Genomic DNA, 18,987 nt, shown 5'->3' on the forward strand with positions numbered 1-18,987 from the left:
GGAACTGCTCATCGTTCATCAGCGATGTGTCACGCCAGGCAGTACGCAGAGCATTTCATACAGCAGGTTGGCACCCAGCAGCGAGGTGTTGCCGGTGGTGTCATAGGGCGGCGAAACTTCCACCAGATCACAACCAATCAGGTCCAGGCCCTGGCAGCCACGAATGATCTCGATCGCCTGGATGGTGGTCAGCCCGCCGATTTCCGGCGTGCCGGTGCCCGGTGCCCAGGCCGGGTCGATGCCATCGATGTCGAAGCTCAGGTACACCGGGCCGCCGCCGACCTTTTCGCGCACTTCGGCCATCAACGGCGCGAGCGAGTGATGCCAGCATTCTTCGGCCTGGACCACACGGAAGCCCTGCTTGCGGCTCCAGTTGAAGTCTTCGGCGGTGTAGCCCTGGGCACGCAGGCCGATCTGCACCACGCGGTCACAATCGAGCAGACCCTCTTCCACGGCACGGCGGAAGGTGGTGCCGTGGGCGATTTTCTCGCCGAACATATGGTCGTTGACGTCGGCGTGGGCGTCGATATGCACCAGCCCGACCTTGCCGTGTTTCTTGTGGATCGCCCGCAGGATCGGCAGGGTGATGGTGTGGTCGCCACCCAGGGTCATGGGGATGACGTCGTGCTCGAGGATTTCATCGTAGGCGTGTTCGATGATGCGCACGGCGTCGAGGAGATTGAAGGTATTGATCGCCACATCGCCGATATCCGCAACCGACAGCGAATCGAACGGCGCAGCACCGGTGGCCATGTTGTACGGACGGATCATCACCGATTCGGCGCGAATTTCCCGAGGTCCGAAGCGGGTGCCGGCGCGCAGCGAGGTGCCGATGTCCAGGGGCACGCCGATAAAGGCCGCGTCCAGGCCCTTGGCCGTTTGCAGGTGGGGCAGGCGCATCATGGTGGCGATGCCGGCGAAGCGCGGCATTTCGTTGCCGCCCAGTGGTTGGTGGAAAATCTTGTCCACGGGATTGCCTCATCGTTGTTGTGTTTATCAGGTGGCCGATTCTGTAAAAAGCGAGGGCAGGGAAGAATCGGCAGAGGCAAATACTTAGTTCAGATTTTTCTAAACTAAAGCCTGGGGTAAACTCGGTTCACATGAGAGCGCCTGCGGAGATTTAATGGCCAACGCCTTGCCCGACCTGAAACTGCTGCGCATCTTCGTCAGCGTCGTGCGGCACCAGGGGTTCGCCAACGCCCAGCACGCACTCAACCTGTCGACGTCAGCCATCAGCACCTATATGAGCCAGCTGGAATCGGTGTTGGGCCTGGTGCTGTGCCATCGCGGGCGGGGCGGCTTCAGCCTGACCAGCAAGGGTGAGCTGTTTTATCAGGAAACCTTGCGTTTATTGGCCGAGCTGGAAGGCTTCGAACAATATGCCGCCGCGTTGAAGGGCGAATTGCGCGGCACGCTCAAGCTCGGCGTGCTCGACTCCACCGTCAGCGACAAAGCGCTGCCGTTCGCTGAGGTGATCGGTGCCTACAGCCTCGAACACCCGGCGGTTCATTTGCATCTGTCGGTGATGAGCCCTTATGAACTGCAACTGGGGGTCCAGGACAATCGCCTGGACCTGGCCATCGGCGCGTTTTCCAACCGCATGAGCGGGCTGATCTATATGCCGCTGTACCGCGAACAGCACTGGCTGTATTGCAGCACCCGGCACCCGCTGTTCAATGAACGGCGCATTCCCGAGCAGGTCATCACCCAGCAACGTATGGTCGGACGGGGTTATTGGAGCCAGGCCGAACTGGCGCGCCACGGCTTCAAGCACAGCGCGGCCACCGTGGAAAGCATGGAGGCGCAGCTGATCCTGGTGCTGTCGGGGGCCTACATCGGCTATCTGCCCGAGCACTACGCCCAGGCCTGGGCCGACAAGGGCGACCTGCGCGTGCTGCTGCCGGCCACCTTTGGCTACCAGGCGCCGTTTTCGATGATCATGCGCCGGGGCCGAAGCCGCGAACCGCTGATACAGACCTTTCGCGATCTACTTAAAGCCCAGCTCAACCAGGCCTGAAAAAAAACATGTCCAGACCCCAGTGTCCCCGTTGTCTCAGGCCAGTCAGCCACTGCTTGTGCCCGCTGATTCCCCGTCTCGACAGTCGCACCCGCGTGTTGCTGCTGCAGCATCCGAGCGAGGTCAACCACGCGCTCAACACCGCGCGGCTCGCGGCGTTGGGGTTGAACAATGCGCAGTTGGTGGTGGGCGAGGTGTTCGATGACTTGGCGAACCTGTTGAACCCGCCCGGTTATCAGGCGCGGCTGTTGTTTCCGGCCGACGATGCCCAACCCCTGCAAGCCTACGCACAAAACGATCAGCCGCTGTTGCTGGTGGTGCCCGACGGCACCTGGCGTAAGGCGCGCAAGTTGCTGCATCTGAACCCACTGTTGGCGGCGTTGCCGCGGGTGACGCTGGCCGATGGCGGTGTGTCGCGCTATCGACTGCGCAAGGCACCGGGCCCGGGCGCGTTGTCGACGGTCGAAGCGATCGTGCAAGCGTTGCAGGTACTGGAAGCGCCAGCATCGTTCGAGACGCTGCTCAAACCCTTTGAAGCATTGATCGAGGGGCAGATTGCGGCGATGGGGGAAGAGGTTTTTCAGAGAAATCATGGCGGTGGGGACTAGGGCCAGGCGGATTATCGAGGCGTGGCCATCGGGGGCAAGCCCCCTCCCGTAGTTGACAGCGTTCCAACATGAGAATGCGGTCCAGTGTGGGAGGGGGGCTTGCCCTCGATGGCGTCCGCCCAGTCTCCACCTCTTTGCCTTATTCCTATAAGCCATAAGCACCACACTTTGCGTGATATGGCCCGCCGACCTTTCCCGGTATGATGTCCGCCCCCGCAGTCTGGATTGCGAATACGCCATGACCTTGCAGTACCCAACAATCGCCGATTGCGTCGGCAACACGCCCCTGGTCCGCTTGCAACGCATGGCGGGTGAAACCAGCAATACCCTGTTGCTCAAGCTTGAAGGCAACAACCCCGCCGGTTCCGTCAAGGACCGTCCGGCGCTGTCGATGATCAGCCGCGCCGAACTGCGCGGGCAGATCAAGCCGGGGGACACGCTGATCGAAGCCACCTCGGGTAATACCGGGATCGCCCTGGCCATGGCCGCCGCGATCAAGGGTTACAAGATGGTGCTGATCATGCCCGACAACGGCAGCGCCGAGCGCAAGGCGGCGATGACCGCTTATGGCGCACAGCTGATCCTGGTCACCCAGGAAGAAGGCATGGAGGGCGCGCGCGACCTCGCCGAACGCATGGCCGCCGAAGGCCGTGGCGTGGTGCTGGACCAGTTTGCCAACGGTGATAACCCCGAAGCGCACTACACCAGCACCGGCCCGGAAATCTGGCGCCAGACCCAGGGCACCATCACGCATTTCGTCAGCTCCATGGGCACCACCGGCACCATCATGGGCAATTCGCGCTACCTCAAGGAGCAGAATCCGGCGATTCAGATCGTCGGCCTGCAACCGATGGAAGGCGCGGCCATCCCCGGCATCCGCCGCTGGCCCGAAGAGTATTTGCCCAGGATCTACAACGCCACGCGCGTGGACCGCATCATCGACATGGCCCAGCGTGAAGCCGAATACACCACCCGCCGCCTGGCCCGTGAAGAGGGCATCTTCTGCGGTGTGTCGTCCGGTGGCGCCGTGGCCGGTATGTTGCGCTTGTCCAAAGAGGTGGAAAACGCGGTGATCGTCGCGATCATCTGTGACCGAGGCGACCGCTACCTGTCGACCGGCATTTTCGACGAACCCAACTGATGGCCAAGCACGAGAGAGGCCTGCGCTTTCAACCGACGGGCGGCAGCCGGGCTCCGCAGATTCCGGTGGGCAAGAAGCAACGCCTGACCATCGAACGCCTGGCCAATGACGGACGCGGCATTGTGTTTTTCGAAGGGCGTACCTGGTTCGTCAACGGTGCGCTGGCCGGCGAAGAGGTGGAAGCGCGGGTGCTCGGCGCCCACGGCAAGGTGGTCGAGGCGCGCACCGAGCGTGTGTTCACGGCCAGCGAACTGCGTCGCCCGGCGCCGTGTGCGCATTTTGGCCGCTGTGGCGGCTGCAGCGTCCAACACCTGCCCCATGCCGAACAACTTGCGCTGAAACAGCGCATGCTCGCCGAGCAATTGTCCCGTGTGGCCGGTGTGGAGCCGCAAGCGTGGGCTGCGCCGTTGAGCGGGCCGGAATTCGGCTACCGTCGCCGCGCCCGCGTGGCCGTGCGTTGGGATGCCAAGGCCAAACACCTGGAGGTCGGTTTTCGTGCCGTGGCCAGCCAGGACATCGTCGCCATCGATGATTGCCCGGTCCTGGTACAGGCCTTGCAGCCGATCATGCAGCGTCTGCCGAACATGCTGCGCCGCTTGAGCAAGCCTCAGGCGTTGGGGCATGTGGAATTGTTCAGTGGAACGTCCATCGCCGTGTTGCTGCGGCATATGGCACCGCTGTCCGAGGCGGACATGCAGGTGTTGAAAGAATTTTGCAGCTTCCATGATGCCCAGTTGTGGCTGCATGGCGAGGGCCAGCCGGAGCCGGTCGAGCCGGGTCGCACGCTCGGTTTCCGCCTGGAGGCATGGGACCTGGAGCTGGCGTACCGGCCGGGTGATTTTGTGCAGGTCAACGCCGGGGTCAACGAGGCGATGGTCGCCCAGGCCCTGGAATGGTTGGCGCCGCAACCCGATGAACGGGTGCTGGATCTGTTTTGCGGGCTGGGCAATTTTGCCCTGCCACTGGCCAGACAGGTCCGCGAAGTCGTTGCCGTGGAGGGCGTGCAGACCATGGTGGAACGCGCGGCACAGAACGCCGTAAGCAACAATTTGCATAACGCGCGGTTTTTTCAGGCCGATTTGTCCCAGCCCCTGACTGACGCGGAATGGGCCAAACCAGGCTTTTCTGCGGTACTCTTGGACCCACCGCGCGACGGTGCCCAGGAAGTTGTGCGCAGACTTGCCACCCTGGGCGCCAGGCGCCTGGTGTATGTGTCCTGCAATCCGGCGACGCTGGCGCGGGACACGGTTGAATTGGTCAAGCAAGGCTACCGGCTAAAGCGTGCCGGGATCCTCGACATGTTTCCGCAGACAGCGCATGTCGAGGCCATGGCGTTATTTGAAGCGGGCTAGGATGCCCGTTTAATCCGACTGGCCTGCAGTCTCCAGGGCCGTGAACTGCCAGGGAATCTGCAGCAAGGTCGGCGATGATTTTTGGCGCATCCAAGGTGCGTCGTAGGGAAGGTAAGCAAGATGGTACAGGTGAGAGCACACCAGCCGATCAACACCGACGGCAGTATCAATCTCGAGGCATGGCTGGATCATGCCGTCAGTGTCGACCCGGCACTGGACCGTGAAGCCTTGAAAGCAGCCTGCGAGTTCGCTCGTGAGTCTGAGCAGCAGGACAATGCGGCCAAGAACCTGTGGGCGGAGGGCACTTCAAGCTTTCGTACCGGGTTGGAAATCGCCGAGATCCTGGCCGATCTCAAGCTGGACCAGGATTCGCTGATTGCCGCCGTGCTCTATCGCGGCGTGCGCGAAGGACATATCCCGTTGCCGACCGTCAGCCAGCGTTTCGGCGCGGTGGTGGCCAAGCTGATCGACGGCGTGCTGCGCATGGCGGCCATCAGTGCCAGCCTCAGCCCGCGCCAGTCCATGGTGCTGGGTACCCAGGGCCAGGTGGAAAACCTGCGCAAGATGCTGGTGGCGATGGTCGACGACGTCCGCGTCGCGCTGATCAAGCTGGCTGAACGTACCTGCGCGATCCGTGCGGTGAAGACCGCCGACGACGAAAAGCGCAACCGCGTTGCCCGCGAAGTCTTCGACATCTACGCGCCGCTGGCGCACCGCCTGGGTATCGGTCATATCAAATGGGAGCTGGAGGACCTGTCCTTCCGCTACCTCGAACCCGATCAATACAAACAGATTGCCACGCTGCTGCATGAGCGGCGGCTTGACCGCGAGCGCTTTATCAGCGACGTGATGGGCCAGTTGCGCGCCGAGTTGCAGGCCACCGGCGTCGATGCCGACATCAGCGGCCGCGCCAAGCACATCTATTCCATCTGGCGCAAAATGCAGCGCAAGGGCCTGGCGTTCAGCCAGATCTACGACGTGCGAGCCGTGCGTGTGCTGGTGCCGGAAATGCGCGATTGCTACACCGCGCTGGGGATCGTCCATACCCTGTGGCGTCACATCCCCAAGGAATTTGACGACTACATCGCCAACCCCAAGGAAAACGGCTATCGCTCGCTGCACACGGCGGTGATCGGTCCTGAGGGCAAGGTGCTGGAAGTGCAGATCCGCACCCATGCCATGCATGAAGAGGCGGAGCTGGGCGTCTGCGCGCATTGGCGTTACAAGGGCACCGACGTCAAGGCCGGGTCGAACCAGTACGAAGAGAAGATCTCCTGGCTGCGCCAAGTACTGGAGTGGCACGAAGAACTCGGCGATATCGGCGGCCTGGCCGAACAGCTGCGCGTGGATATCGAACCGGACCGGGTCTACATCTTCACCCCCGACGGTCACGCCATCGACTTGCCCAAGGGCGCCACGCCGCTGGACTTCGCTTACCGCGTGCACACCGAAATCGGCCACAACTGCCGTGGCGCCAAGATCAACGGGCGCATCGTACCGCTCAACTACAGCCTGCAAACCGGTGAGCAGGTCGAGATCATCACCAGCAAGCACGGCACGCCGAGCCGCGACTGGCTGAACCCCAACCTGGGGTATATCACCACCTCACGGGCACGGGCGAAGATCGTCCACTGGTTCAAGCTGCAGGCCCGCGACCAGAACGTCGCCGCCGGCAAGACCCTGCTCGAACGCGAACTGGCACGCCTGGGCCTGCCCCAGGTGGACTTCGACAAGCTGGCCGAAAAGGCCAACATGAAGATTGCCGAAGACATGTTCGCCGCCCTCGGTGCCGGCGACTTGCGTCTGGCCCAATTGGTCAACCTGGCCCAGCAACTGGTGGAGCCGGAGCGTGGCAACGAACAGCTGGAGCTGATCCCGCGCAAGGCCACCGGCTACAAGCCCGGCAAGCGCGGCGATATCCAGATCCAGGGCGTGGGCAACCTGATGACGCAGATGGCCGGTTGCTGCCAGCCGTTGCCGGGCGACGCCATCGTCGGCTACATCACCCAGGGCCGCGGCGTGAGCATTCACCGCCAGGACTGCGCCTCGGTGCTGCAGCTGGGCGGGCGCGAGCCGGAGCGGATCATCCAGGTCAGTTGGGGCCCGGTGCCGGTGCTCACCTACCCGGTGGACATCATCATTCGCGCCTACGACCGTTCCGGTTTGCTGCGTGACGTCTCGCAAGTGCTGCTCAATGAGCGGATCAACGTACTTGCGGTCAACACCCGTTCGAACAAAGAGGACAACACCGCGCTGATGTCCCTGACCATCGAGATTCCGGGGCTGGACGCGCTGGGGCGGTTGCTGGGGCGGATTTCCCAGCTGCCGAACATCATTGAGACGCGGCGTAATCGCACCCCTGGTTGAACGCAGTCAAATAATGTGGGAGGGGGCTTGCCCCCGATAGCGGTGGGTCAGTCAATACAGGTGTCGGCTGATCCTTCCCCATCGGGGGCAAGCCCCCTCCCACATTGGATCGGCGGTGTTCATACCTGATTGGAAAGAGATCAATGTATTCACTAGATGACCTGCTACACCTGATGAACCGCCTGCGCGACCCGCAATACGGATGCCCGTGGGATATCAAGCAAACCTACGCCAGTATCGTGCCGCATACCCTTGAAGAAGCCTACGAGGTGGCCGATGCCATCGAGCGCGGCGACTTCGATCATCTGCAAGGTGAGCTGGGCGACCTGCTGTTCCAGGTGGTGTATTACAGCCAGCTGGCGCGCGAAGATGGGCGCTTCGAATTTGCCGGCGTGATCGACAGCATCACCCGCAAGTTGATCCGGCGTCATCCCCATGTGTTTCCTACCGGCGATCTTTACGCACCGCTGGATATCCCGCGGTTGAGCGAGGAGCAGGTCAAGCAGCGCTGGGAGCAGATCAAGGCCGAGGAGCGCGCGGAAAAATCCGACGCGCCCGAGCAACTGTCCCTGCTTGATGACGTGCCCACCGCCTTGCCATCGCTGTCCCGCGCCGCGAAATTGCAAAAGCGCGCCAGTCAGGTGGGTTTCGACTGGCCGTCCGCGTTGCCGGTGGTGGATAACGTACGCGAAGAGCTGGATGAAGTGCTCGAAGCCATGGCCGATAACGACTCGGCAGCGATTGCCGATGAGGTCGGCGACCTGCTGTTCGCAGCGGTCAACCTGGCCCGTCACCTCAAGGTCGACCCTGAAACCGCGCTGCGCGGCGCCAATGCCAAGTTCGAGCGACGTTTCCGATTTATCGAACAGGCATTGCGCGATACACAGCAACCCATAGAAGATTGCACCCTCGAAACGTTGGACGCCCTGTGGGGCGAAGCCAAACGCCAGGAAAAGACTATATCCAGCTGCGGTTGAGCAGTTGCCCAAGTGAGTAAGCACCATGAGCCTTTCCCTTCGCGACCAGTTGCTCAAAGCAGGTCTGGTCAACCAAAAGCAGGCCAAGCAGGTCGGCAAAGAGAAGCAGAAACAGCAGCGGCTGGTCCACAAGGGTCAGGCTGAGGTCGATGACACCCAGGCGCGCCTGGCGGCCGAGGCGCACGCCGAGAAGGTCAAGCGCGACCAGGAACTGAACCGCCAGCAGCAGGAAAAAGCCGAGGCCAAGGCCCGTACGGCCCAGGTCAAGCAATTGATCGAAACCTCACGGCTGCCAAAGTTGACCACCGAGGACTATTACAACTTTGTGGATGACAAGAAGGTCAAGCGCCTGTCGGTCAACACGCTGATGCGCAATAAACTGAGCAATGGCTCCCTGGCCATCGTGCACCACGGCGGCGGCTACGAAGTGATCCCGCGCGAAGCCGCGCTGAAGATCCAGGAGCGCGCGCCGGAACGTATCGTGCAGCTCAATATCCTGACCGAAAGCCAGGTGCCGGATGAGGATGATCCGTACGCCGCCTACCAGATCCCGGATGATCTGATGTGGTAAGGCTGTAGAAACGACAAACCCCGCCAACAGGCGGGGTTTGTGTTTTACCGTGCAGCGCCTGCCGGTTACCAATCCACCGCGTAGCTCAAGCTGAAGGTGCGACCTTCGGCATTCGGATACGGTGCGCGGGCGTTGGCCTGGGCGAACATGTTCTGATAGTTGCGGTTGGTGAGGTTGTACACCGCACCTTCGAGGCGACCGACCGGCAGCCTGACCGAGCCCAGCAGGTCAACCAGGGTGTAGCCCTGGATATCGCGACCGTTGTTGTCCTTGAAGGCCGCGTCGTAATTGGCCAGACGCATGCCCTGCAAGCGCAGGCTGTAGTCGTCACGCTGATAGCCGACGAAGGCGGTGGCCTTGGCCGGGGAAATACGCGTGGCGGGCAGGTCGATCCATTTGCCGTTCTGCTGGGTTTCACCTTTGGCGTACGCGTACGTGCCGCCTACCGACCACTGATCGGTGACGTTGTACGTCAGGCTGGTTTCGATACCGCGCACGCGCTCTTTCTGGTTGATCAGGCGCAGTACGCGGTCATTGGCATCGTAGAACTGCGTGACGTCCGAGGTGTTTTCATACGCCGTGACATTGGCCAGCCACTTGTCCCAGTTGCCACGCCAGCCCAGTTCATAGCTGTCGACCTTCAGCGCCTGGGCATTGAGGTCCTGGATGTTGTACGTGCTGTTGACGTCACGCAGGAAACGCTGGATATCCGGCAGGGAGAAGCCCTGGCTGAAGTTGGCGAACACGTCCTGGTTTTCACTCAGGTGGTACACCGCGCCGAGGTTGTAGAGGGTGTCGTCATATTTGAGGGTGCCGCCCGGCAGCGTCGCGCGGTTGCCCGTCTGAACGATTTCGCCGTAGGCGATGCTGTCGTCGACTTCGCTCTGGATCCATTCGCGGCGCACGCCACCGCGCAAGGTCCAGTCGCCGATGTCATAGGACAGTTGGCCGAAGATCGCCTTGGTGGTGGTCTGGATGTCCGGGCCCAACTCGAAGGTGGTACCGGTCTTGGTGTACGTCAGGCCGTTGACCCGGTATTGGTCGCCGCGTTGGCGCGAGGTTTCGTGATCGTAGTCGGCGCCCCACACCAGGTTGCCGGTGGCGGGGCCGATGTCCGGCATCTGTGTGTCGATGGCTGCGCGCAAGCCATACACGTCTTGCACGCTGTTGTTGTCCGAGACGCCTGCCCGGCCCCTGGACAGGTCCGGGAAGAACAACGCATCCGCGCGGCGCCAGTAACTTTCCACCTGCAGGCCCTGGCCGTAGAAGTCCTTGTCGGCGTAATTGAGGTTGACCGCCTGATTGTGGGTGGACGGCTGGTCGTCCAGGTCCAGGCCTTTGACCGCGACGGCCTCGCTGGTGATGCGCGGGTTCTTGGTATAGCGGGTGTCCTGTTCGTCTTTATAGTCCTGCAGCGACAGGCTGATCTTCTTGTCGTCATCGAGCGCGTAGCCGAAGCGACCTTGCAGGTCATAGGTGTCGGTGTCCATGTTGCTGCCCTGGGACGTGTCCTGGGGAATGCGCTTGCCGTTGCCGTCGAACTGGTCGTTGCGTTGCACCGTGTTGCCCGACACATACCAGTCCAGCGGGCCCTGGCGGCCTGTTGCGCTCTGGAAGGCCTGGTAGGAAAAGCCTTTGCGGCTGAGGTTGTCGCCGGCGGTCATGCCGATCTTGCTGCTGAAGGCCAGGTCTTCACCTGTGTTGCGCTTGGTGATGATGTTGATGATGCCGCCCGATGCGCCGGCGCCGTAGACACTGCTGGCGCCGGAAATCACTTCGATGCGCTCGATACTTTCCGGCGCCACGCTGTTGAGCTGGCGGAAGTTGTCGCGCGTGGCGTTCTGGGATACCCCGTCGATCAGGATCAGCGTATTGCGCCCGCGCAGCGTCTGGCCGAAGTTGCTCATGCCGCCGCTGGAGGGGGCGATGCCGGGGACCAGTTGCCCGAGGATATCGGCAACCCGGCGTCCCGCCGACGTCTGCTGGCGGATCTGTTCTTCGTCGATAACCTGCACCGAGCCCGGGATCGCCGCGATGCTGGTTTCACTGCGCGTGGCCGAGACCACCGTGGCCTGTAACTGCAGGTTGTTCGCCGCTGGCGTCTCCTCAGTCTGGTCGGCCCAGACGGGGGCGCTGATCGACCCCAGCAGGGGCAGCAGAATCGCCCATTGTGTTGTATTCATGACCTTGCCTTTGAGTTATTAGAAGTATTGACAGAAAAATCGGACATTTCAGGTGTTCGGGTGAACGAACGAATCGCGCGGATGCCCAGTGCGGCCAAGGCATACGTCAGGGCCACCAGCCAGAAGCTGTGCGCCAGGCCCACCATTGCCATACCGATGCCACCCAACAGCGCGCCGCACAACGCGCCGGCCTTGGCGGCGCTGTTGCCCATGCCCAAGGCAAATCCCTGCTGGCTGGGGGCAACGGTGTTGGCGATCAAGGTGTAGGCGACAGGCAGCAACGCGCCCTGCCACACGCCCCACAGCAGGCGGCTGGCAAGGAACCCCAGCCATTCGCCGGCCAACGCCGTGAAGGCCAGGGTCAGGGCGCAGAACCAGGTGACCCATTCGATGATGTGCAGCGTGCGTGCGGGTGAGTGCCGGTCAAACAAACGGCCCCACAGCGGCGCGGACAGCGCCAGGGTCAGCGCGCTGGCGGCGTAGCTGGCGCCGATCAGCCATGCGGGCGCATGCAGAACATCGGCAACATACAACGCGTAGAACGGTTGCGGCATCATCTTGGCGGCCTGGATCAATACGATGATTCCCAGCATCGCGCCAAGCCAACCTTTGGGAAGCGCAGCAGGCTTGGACGTGAGTGCGGGTCTCGAGCGTGGTGAGTCGCTGGGTAGGAACACGCTGATTATTGCGCATATCAGGCAGACTGCGGTGGCGCTGTAACACAGCAAAGCGAAACCGGATATATCCATCAGCCAGCCCCCCAACACCGGCCCGGCCAGGGAGCCCACGGCGGTGGCGGATTGCAGCCGGGCCAGAATATGCCCGCGACCGCCGTCGCCGCAGCAGGCCAGTGCATAGGCCTGGGCTGCCGCGATGAAGCCGGCCAACGCGCCTTGCGCCACACGGACGAGCACCAGCAGCCAAGGGTCGTCAGTGACGGCGGCCAGCGCCTGGCATAGCGCCAGCGCCAGCAGCGCGCGCAGGATCATTGGCTTGTGACCTGTACGGTCACCCAGACGCCCCCACATGGGCGTGAGGATCATCGCCGCCATCATCGGCCCGGCGTACACCAGCGAAGAAAGCAGGCCGGTGTAGTGGGCGTTCGCAGTGCCAAGCAATTTCTGGATCTGCAAGGGCCAGAACGGCCCGCTCATTTCCATGGCACCCATCGACACCAACTGAATCACTACCAGCAAGCGCAGCGCAGTGCTGTTAGCCGACATGGGCGGCAGTGCTCAACGGGTTGGGCAGACGCCCGACGATGTCGGCATGGCTTTCCATCAGACGCATGCGCATAAACGACTTGGCCGGCCAGTCCTGTTCCAGCAATGCGGCGCGTTCGGTCAGCCAGCGTTGTGGTTCGACCTGGCTGCGCACGTCATCGAAGCACTGGCTGACTTGCGCTGACAGTTCGTCCCACAGCAGTGCCTGGGCAATCTCGAAGTGGCGCGCGCAGAGCAACACCAACTCGCCCAAATGGCACATGAACACCGTGTGCAGCAACTTGTCACGCACGAAACCCGCATCGTCGTACAAGGTCATCTTCGGGTCATGCAATTCGATGTCCAGGCCTTGGGCGTGCAGGGTTTTGCGGTCGATGCGGATATCGCCGAAATCGCGCAACAGCAGGCGGCTGACGTGCCCGTCTGCGCCCATCACCATAAAGGAGTTCTGTTGATGGGCCTCGAAGGCCACGCCATAGCGCAGGTACATGCCCAGCAGGGCGGGCACTGCGATGGATGCGTAGTCCTTGAAGAATGCGCGGATGGCCTGTGCGTCGTCAGTGCCTTTACTCAGGCGCACCCACTGCCGCAGCAGCGGCTGCCCATGGTGGTCGGTGGCAAACAGGCTGCCTACCGGAATGGCCATCTCGCCCGTTTCGAGCAGGCTTTGCGGGTTGTCGCGGTAGAGCACAGCCAGGTGACGGGAGTGCTCGTCATTTACCGGTTGTGGTTTGAAATGCACGCCGAGGCGTTCGGGCACGATGCTGAGCAGGCGCTGGATGTCGGGCTCGCGCGCCATAATGGTCTGCAGCAGATGGCTGATGCGCGGGCCCATGCGCGCCGAGCGTGGTGACACCGTGCGCTGCACGCTGGTCAGGCGCAGTGAAACCGGGAGCTTGACCATTGGCGCGTCGCTGCGGCCTTCAGGCAGGACGGTCCTGAACGACATGGTCGGGTGGGCCGTGAAGGCAACGATGTCGGTCAGCACCAGCAGCCGATCGGCGATCTCATTGGCGAACAGCTGCGGTAACTCCTGGCGAGCTTGCCAGGGGTGGGCAGGCAGCGGCAGATAATCGCTGGCCTCAAGGCCCTGGGCGGTCAGGTGCGCCGTCAGTTGGCGGGCAGCCTGCGGGAACTGGTGTTGCCACCACTGCCAGTAGTCCGCGGTACCGCCCAGGCTTTCGACGTGGGCGTACTGGCGGTGCAGGGCACACAGCAATACCGGGAAGCGCGCTTCGAACTCCGGTGAGAAATCGATCACCTGTTCCGTTCCCAGACCCAGCTTCGTCTTGTAGTTCGGGTGCCAGGGATGGCCGAGCGTACCCCATTGCTCAAGCACTGACGTCGGGTTGCCAACGCCAGGGTCATTCTTCAGATAGCCGAGCAGGTTGCCCTGATGCACAGGGTCCATTGCGGCCTGCAACTGGAGCGTCCATTGCTCGTGAAAGGCCAGGCACAGGGTATCGTTGATGAAGCTGTCGTCGATTTCTGTGTTGAGGCGGTCCAGGACCTCTGGCTCGGCAGACGATTGGAGGCGGGTGTTCAGTAAGGTCAGCAACTGCGACGGGAATTGGATTCTCTGTTCGGGCTGCCCAGCCCGCACCACGCTGACCTTGCCGCGCAAATCCCAGCTGGCCATGCGGCCGCGGCGCAGATGCTCGAAGCGCACGCGGGTCTGGTCGGGCAGCGTCAGCCAGCCGTGGCCGTGTTCGTCATGGCTGAGTGTGTCCGGATCAAGCAGGCCTTCACGAAACAGTGCCTGGATCAGGCGCTGGAAACTGCGTTCGCAGGCTGGCGCCAGGGTTGCGACAAGCGTATCGATCGTAATGTGCCTGGCTTGGAATTGACGGGTGGCGAGTGCTTCACCCCAGCGGTCAAGCAGGGATTTTTCCGGTGTGGTGACATGTCCGTGCATCAAGTCAAACTCCGTTTCCGTGGGGTCGAGTAAAAGCGCAGCGATACTATCGAGAATCATTACCAAATGTCTATTTGTTGTTACGCTTTTTGCGGAAACGATTATTCAGGGCGGCGAGGGCGTTTTCTAAAAACGAAAACCCCGCTCAAAAGGCGGGGTTTTCGTTTGCAGGCGGCGCGGCTGCGTGGGCCGGGCGTCTACGCGATTTCGGAATTTCAGGAGCCTTGTGCCTGGCGTTTCATCTCAAGCGATTCAAGTTCGGTTTTATAATTATGAGCATCGCTCTCGTTGTGAAACATGCCGACCAGCAAATCTTGTTGATGTACATCCCAGATGTGAATCCCGTGGCCTACCGCTTCGTGGGACATATGTTCATCGTCGCGTTCAGTTACTTTTACAGTCATCTGCTTGCTCCAATCTCTGGTTGATCTGCGGCAAGTCGTCGCAGGTCCTTGTTATATGATTTGTTAGCTTGCTAAGTAAACCGGTTTAGCATGCAACAATTCATTGCAGGAAACGCAACAGTGCTGCAGGCCGTGTAAACCGTGGCATTTGGTCGCGGTGGTGGAGGGTGGATGACAAAAGTTTCATGTTTGGGGGCAGACACTGACGCCATCGGGGGCAAGCCCCCTCCCACCTTTGAAATGCATTCCAATGTGGGAGGGGGCTTGCCCCCGATGGCTGTGGATGCTTCAACACCAATACCTGCAGGCGAAAAAAAGCCCCGCATTCAGCGAGGCTCTCTTCAAGCACATCCGTGCAATCAGCTACCTTTAACGGCCTTACCGTCAACGGTGCCATCCTGCAGCATGATGTTGTATTCCTTGCCATCGGTCTCAACCTGGCGCAAGGCAACCAGAATGCCGCCCTGGTCCTTGGCAAACCACATCTGCGTGATGCGCTTGCTCTGGGAGGGGTCACGCACGCGTTCAACCTTGATCGCGTCGATGGCGCCCACTTTGGTCTGGACCTTTTCCGCGCCAATGACGCGGAAATCGTAGGTATCGACGTCCGTGCCTTCGGCCACTCGGTAGCTCATGCTTTTCTTGCCGGCAGCCACGTCACGCTGCAGGGCGAGTTGATAGGTGGACTTGTCGAGCATGCCGCTTTCGAGGGTGACGTTAACCGGGTCCTTGTTTTCAAAGCCGGTGATTTTCTTGGTCGCCTGGTCGAAATCCAGGTTGACCTTCTTCGCTTTGCCCAGGCCGCCGCGCTCGAAGCTGTAGCTCTTGGGTTGCAGGGTGTCCTTGTCGAACAGGATCACGCTGGTTTCGGTCAGGCTGGCAATCATCATCGAGGCCTTGAAGTTCAAGGTCCACGTGCCGTCGCCGTTTTTGGTCAGGCTGCGTTCAGCCGAACCGCTCATGGGCAATTGCTTCCAGTCGGCGGTATAGCTGACGGAGAAGGGGTGAAGGTCTGCCGCTTGCACGGCAGGCAGAGCGAACAGCGCAAAAGCGAAAAGCAGGGCGCGACGCATAAAATCTCCTAGGTTCGAATCAAGTGGCCGCTGGCCGCGAGTAACTGACCGTCCAATAATGCACCCTGTTCACCAAGAATCAACCGACCCTCGGCAAACCAGCGAACGGCTAGCGGGTAAATCCTGTGTTCCTGGGTATGAACCCGTTGCGCAAGCGTCTGCGCCGAGTCGCCTGACTCTACCGGAACCACTGCCTGTACGACCAGAGGCCCACCATCGAGTTCCTCGGTGACAAAGTGCACGCTGCAGCCGTGCTCGCTGTCACCGGCATCGAGGGCGCGCTGATGGGTATGCATGCCTTTGTACTTGGGCAGCAGGGACGGGTGGATATTGAGCAGGCGACCTTGGTAATGGCGCACGAAATCTGCGCTGAGAATGCGCATGAAGCCGGCGAGCACCACGAGCTTGGGGTCGAAGGCGTCGATCAGCTCGATCAAGGCCAGGTCGAAGGCCTCGCGACCTTCGAACGCCTTGTGATCGAGCGAGCGGGTTTCGATACCCGCGTCCCGGGCACGCTGCAGGCCATAGGCGTCGCTGCGGTTGGAAATCACCGCAGCGATGCGCACCGGGCTGTCGCCGACACGCGTGCTGTCGATCAGGGCCTGCAAGTTACTGCCGGTGCCGGAAAGCAGCACCACGACATTACAGGTAGCGGGCATCCGCTCTTGCATCAATGAGCCTTAAGGTTTTTCAGTTCAACCGAAGCGGCGCCTTCGGCAGCCGTGGCGATCTGGCCGATGACCCAAGGTTGTTCGCCGGCTTCACGCAAGACGTTCAGCGCAGTTTCAACGTGTTCCTGTGCCACGCAGATGACCATGCCCACGCCGCAGTTGAGCACGCGGTGCATCTCGGTTTCGTTGACGTTGCCGTTCTCTTGCAGCCAGTCGAAGACTGCAGGACGCTGCCAGCTGGCCACGTCGACAATCGCCTGGGCGCCTTTTGGCAGCACGCGAGGGATGTTGTCCAGCAAGCCGCCGCCGGTGATGTGGGCCATGGCCTTGACGGCGCCGGTGTCCTTGATCAGCTTGAGCAGCGGCTTGACGTAAATGCGCGTCGGGGCCATCAGCAGGTCGGTCAGTGGCTTGCCGTCGAGCTGGATGGTCTCGATGTCGGCGCCGGACACTTCGATGATCTTGCGGATCAGCGAGTAGCCGTTGGAGTGCGGGCCGGAGGATGGCAGGGCAAGCAGGGCGTCGCCGGCAGCCACTTTGGAGCCGTCGATGATCTCGGCTTTTTCCACCACGCCGACGCAGAAGCCTGCCAGGTCGTAGTCTTCGCCTTCGTACATGCCTGGCATTTCAGCGGTTTCGCCGCCCACCAGGGAGCAACCCGACAGTTCGCAGCCGGCGCCGATGCCGGTGACCACCTGGGTCGCGGTCTCGACATTGAGCTTGCCGGTGGCGTAGTAGTCGAGGAAGAACAACGGCTCGGCGCCGCACACCACCAGGTCGTTGACGCACATGGCAACCAGGTCGATGCCGATGCTGTCGTGCTTGTTCAGGTTCAGCGCCAGGCGCAGCTTGGTGCCCACGCCGTCGGTGCCGGAGACCAGTACAGGCTGCTTGTAGCCGGCCGGGATTTCGCAGAGGGCGCCAAAACCGCCCAGGCCGCCCATGACTTCGGGGCGCGCGGTGCGCTTGGCGACGCTCTTGATGCGTTCGACCAATGCTTCACCGGCGTCGATGTCTACACCGGCGTCCTTGTAGCTCAGGGAGGGTTGCTTGCTCATGATCCAGGCCTTTAGGGGGGATTTCTGGGTAACGACCGGGCGGGCGGGCACTTTTGGAAGGCCCAGCCGTTGACGGTCTGCGAAGGCGCGCGATTTTATCAGGCTTGAGGGGCAGCGGCCATCCTCGGGCCGACGGGCAGGGCATATGAGCTTAAAAAAACCGGAATCGGCGCGGTAATGGAGCGTATTAAGGTATAGCCTTGAACCCGCTATCGTTATGACAGTATGAAAACTTACCGAGACCCGTGAATGTTTTAGCGGTCGCTGTGTCACAGCCTTGCCAAACCGAGATCACGCGGTCTGTTCCAGCCGCTAAATTTGTCGTTCGGGAATCTTCCATGCGTCTGTGTAAATTCTTTTTTGTAGGCTGCTTGTCATGGGTCAGCCTGGCGAGTCATGCCGAAACCCTCAATGGCCTCTATCAAGTCCTCGAACCGGTCAGCAGCCAGTCGCCCCAAGAGCGCGACCAGGCCACCCAGCGCGCCGTGCAGACCCTGGTCATCCGCCTGACCGGCGATGCCAAGGCCGCCGAGGGCCCGGGCCTGGCGGCGATCCGCAAGGACCCGCAGCAAATCATCAGCCAATACGGCTACGACGCCGGCCCGCCGGAAAGCCTGCAAGTGGATTTCGACCCGGTCAGCACCGATCGCGCCTTGCGCGACGCCGGGTCGGCGATCTGGGGCAGCAATCGCCCCTCGATCCTCGGCTGGTGGCTGAACGACTCCACCGACGGCAGCAGCCTGGTCGGCGACGGCCAGGCGGTGGCTCAGGCGCTACGCCGGGCGGCCCAGCACCGTGGTTTGCCGCTGCGTCTGCCGTTGGGTGATTTGGACGAGCAGGTCGTCGCCACCGCACCGAATCTGGAAAGCGCAGACGCCACGCCGCTGCGCGCCGCCTCCGAACGTTATGGCGCCGATGCGCTGCTGGCGGTTCATGCGCGCCAGGAAGGCAGCCAGTGGCAGGCCAAATGGCGTCTGTGGCTGGGCGACAAGACCGAGCAGGGCAGCGTCCAGGGGGCTGACACCGCCGCGGTCGCCGACGCTGTATTGCTCGCCGTCAGCCAAACGCTGGCACCGCGCTTTGCGGTCAAGCCGGGGGTCAGCTCCGAGCAGTTGCTTGAGGTGCAAGGCATGAACCTGGAGCGCTATGCCGCGCTGGGTCGTTTGCTGGAGCCCTTTGGTGGTCAGCCGCAGCGGGTGGATGGCGATCGTATTGTGTATCGCGTCAATGGCAGCGCCGACCAGTTGCGCACCCAGCTGAGCCTGGCCAAGTTGCAGGAAGTGCCGGCCGGTGATGCCTCCGTCCAGCAACCACCGGCTGACGGCGCACAACCGGCCGTCGCGCCTGAGCCTCAGGCGCAGTTACGTTTTCATTGGTAAATGAATAAGTGGGTAAGCGGTCTTCCTTCTATATAGAAGAGGGAAGCC

The 18,987-nt window shown here is 61.8% G+C and carries 16 protein-coding genes; 8 read left to right on the plus strand and 8 right to left on the minus strand.

Annotated elements, in window-relative coordinates:
- Positions 1-18 precede the first annotated feature (18 nt).
- Positions 19-969, minus strand: a complete 951-nt coding sequence (gene speB / locus CIB54_RS02465; protein WP_065949735.1) for an agmatinase — start codon at positions 967-969, stop codon at positions 19-21.
- Positions 970-1,123: 154 nt separating this feature from the next.
- Between speB and CIB54_RS02470 the strand changes: the two genes are divergently transcribed.
- The 7 genes from CIB54_RS02470 to CIB54_RS02500 all read left to right on the plus strand — a co-directional run bounded on the left by CIB54_RS02470 (position 1,124) and on the right by CIB54_RS02500 (position 9,033).
- Positions 1,124-2,017 carry a LysR family transcriptional regulator gene (locus CIB54_RS02470; protein ID WP_101218448.1) on the plus strand — a complete coding sequence of 298 codons (894 nt, stop codon included), beginning with the start codon at positions 1,124-1,126 and terminating at the stop codon, positions 2,015-2,017.
- A gap of 8 nt (positions 2,018-2,025) precedes the next feature.
- Positions 2,026-2,625, plus strand: coding sequence for a tRNA-uridine aminocarboxypropyltransferase (locus CIB54_RS02475; RefSeq protein WP_101218450.1), 600 nt, complete (start codon positions 2,026-2,028; stop codon positions 2,623-2,625).
- Positions 2,626-2,863: 238 nt separating this feature from the next.
- Complete coding sequence (gene cysM / locus CIB54_RS02480; RefSeq protein WP_101218452.1) at positions 2,864-3,766, plus strand: cysteine synthase CysM; 903 nt, start codon at positions 2,864-2,866, stop codon at positions 3,764-3,766.
- Entirely contained in the window at positions 3,766-5,118 is a 1,353-nt protein-coding gene (gene rlmD, locus CIB54_RS02485) for a 23S rRNA (uracil(1939)-C(5))-methyltransferase RlmD (protein WP_065949731.1), read from the plus strand. The genes cysM and rlmD overlap by 1 nt, the downstream gene beginning before the upstream one ends.
- Before the next feature lie 120 nt (positions 5,119-5,238).
- Complete coding sequence (gene relA, locus CIB54_RS02490) at positions 5,239-7,485, plus strand: GTP diphosphokinase (RefSeq protein ID WP_065893746.1); 2,247 nt, start codon at positions 5,239-5,241, stop codon at positions 7,483-7,485.
- 143 nt (positions 7,486-7,628) lie between these two features.
- Positions 7,629-8,462: a nucleoside triphosphate pyrophosphohydrolase gene (mazG, locus tag CIB54_RS02495; RefSeq protein WP_101218454.1), complete on the plus strand. Its 834-nt coding sequence runs from the start codon at positions 7,629-7,631 to the stop codon at positions 8,460-8,462.
- Between the two features lie 25 nt (positions 8,463-8,487).
- Positions 8,488-9,033, plus strand: a complete 546-nt coding sequence (locus CIB54_RS02500) for a DUF2058 domain-containing protein (protein ID WP_014719402.1) — start codon at positions 8,488-8,490, stop codon at positions 9,031-9,033.
- 65 nt (positions 9,034-9,098) lie between these two features.
- Here CIB54_RS02500 and CIB54_RS02505 read toward each other — a convergent pair whose 3' ends face one another.
- The 7 genes from CIB54_RS02505 to purM form a co-directional block, all read right to left on the minus strand.
- On the minus strand, positions 9,099-11,216 hold the full coding sequence (locus tag CIB54_RS02505) for a TonB-dependent receptor (RefSeq protein WP_101218456.1): 2,118 nt from the start codon (positions 11,214-11,216) through the stop codon (positions 9,099-9,101).
- Positions 11,213-12,439 carry an MFS transporter gene (locus tag CIB54_RS02510; protein ID WP_065949728.1) on the minus strand — a complete coding sequence of 409 codons (1,227 nt, stop codon included), beginning with the start codon at positions 12,437-12,439 and terminating at the stop codon, positions 11,213-11,215. Before CIB54_RS02510 ends, CIB54_RS02505 begins: the two co-directional genes overlap by 4 nt.
- The gene (locus CIB54_RS02515; protein WP_101218458.1) at positions 12,429-14,354 is read right to left on the minus strand and encodes an IucA/IucC family protein; all 1,926 of its coding nucleotides are present in this window, start codon (positions 14,352-14,354) and stop codon (positions 12,429-12,431) included. Before CIB54_RS02515 ends, CIB54_RS02510 begins: the two co-directional genes overlap by 11 nt.
- A gap of 215 nt (positions 14,355-14,569) precedes the next feature.
- Positions 14,570-14,758, minus strand: a complete 189-nt coding sequence (locus CIB54_RS02520) for a hypothetical protein (RefSeq protein WP_083217915.1) — start codon at positions 14,756-14,758, stop codon at positions 14,570-14,572.
- A 359-nt stretch (positions 14,759-15,117) separates the two neighbouring features.
- A complete protein-coding gene (locus tag CIB54_RS02525) occupies positions 15,118-15,831 on the minus strand; it encodes a DUF3108 domain-containing protein (protein WP_065949725.1) in 714 nt (237 codons plus the stop codon).
- 8 nt (positions 15,832-15,839) lie between these two features.
- Complete coding sequence (gene purN / locus CIB54_RS02530; protein WP_101218649.1) at positions 15,840-16,490, minus strand: phosphoribosylglycinamide formyltransferase; 651 nt, start codon at positions 16,488-16,490, stop codon at positions 15,840-15,842.
- An 11-nt stretch (positions 16,491-16,501) separates the two neighbouring features.
- Positions 16,502-17,560, minus strand: coding sequence for a phosphoribosylformylglycinamidine cyclo-ligase (gene purM / locus CIB54_RS02535; protein ID WP_065949723.1), 1,059 nt, complete (start codon positions 17,558-17,560; stop codon positions 16,502-16,504).
- A gap of 338 nt (positions 17,561-17,898) precedes the next feature.
- On the opposite strand from purM, the gene CIB54_RS02540 reads away from it, so the two are divergent.
- Positions 17,899-18,939, plus strand: a complete 1,041-nt coding sequence (locus CIB54_RS02540) for a DUF2066 domain-containing protein (protein ID WP_101218460.1) — start codon at positions 17,899-17,901, stop codon at positions 18,937-18,939.
- The last annotated feature ends 48 nt before the right edge of the window (positions 18,940-18,987 follow it).

This window comes from Pseudomonas fluorescens (assembly GCF_002837185.1).
Taxonomy (GTDB): Bacteria; Pseudomonadota; Gammaproteobacteria; order Pseudomonadales; family Pseudomonadaceae; genus Aquipseudomonas; species Aquipseudomonas fluorescens_AM.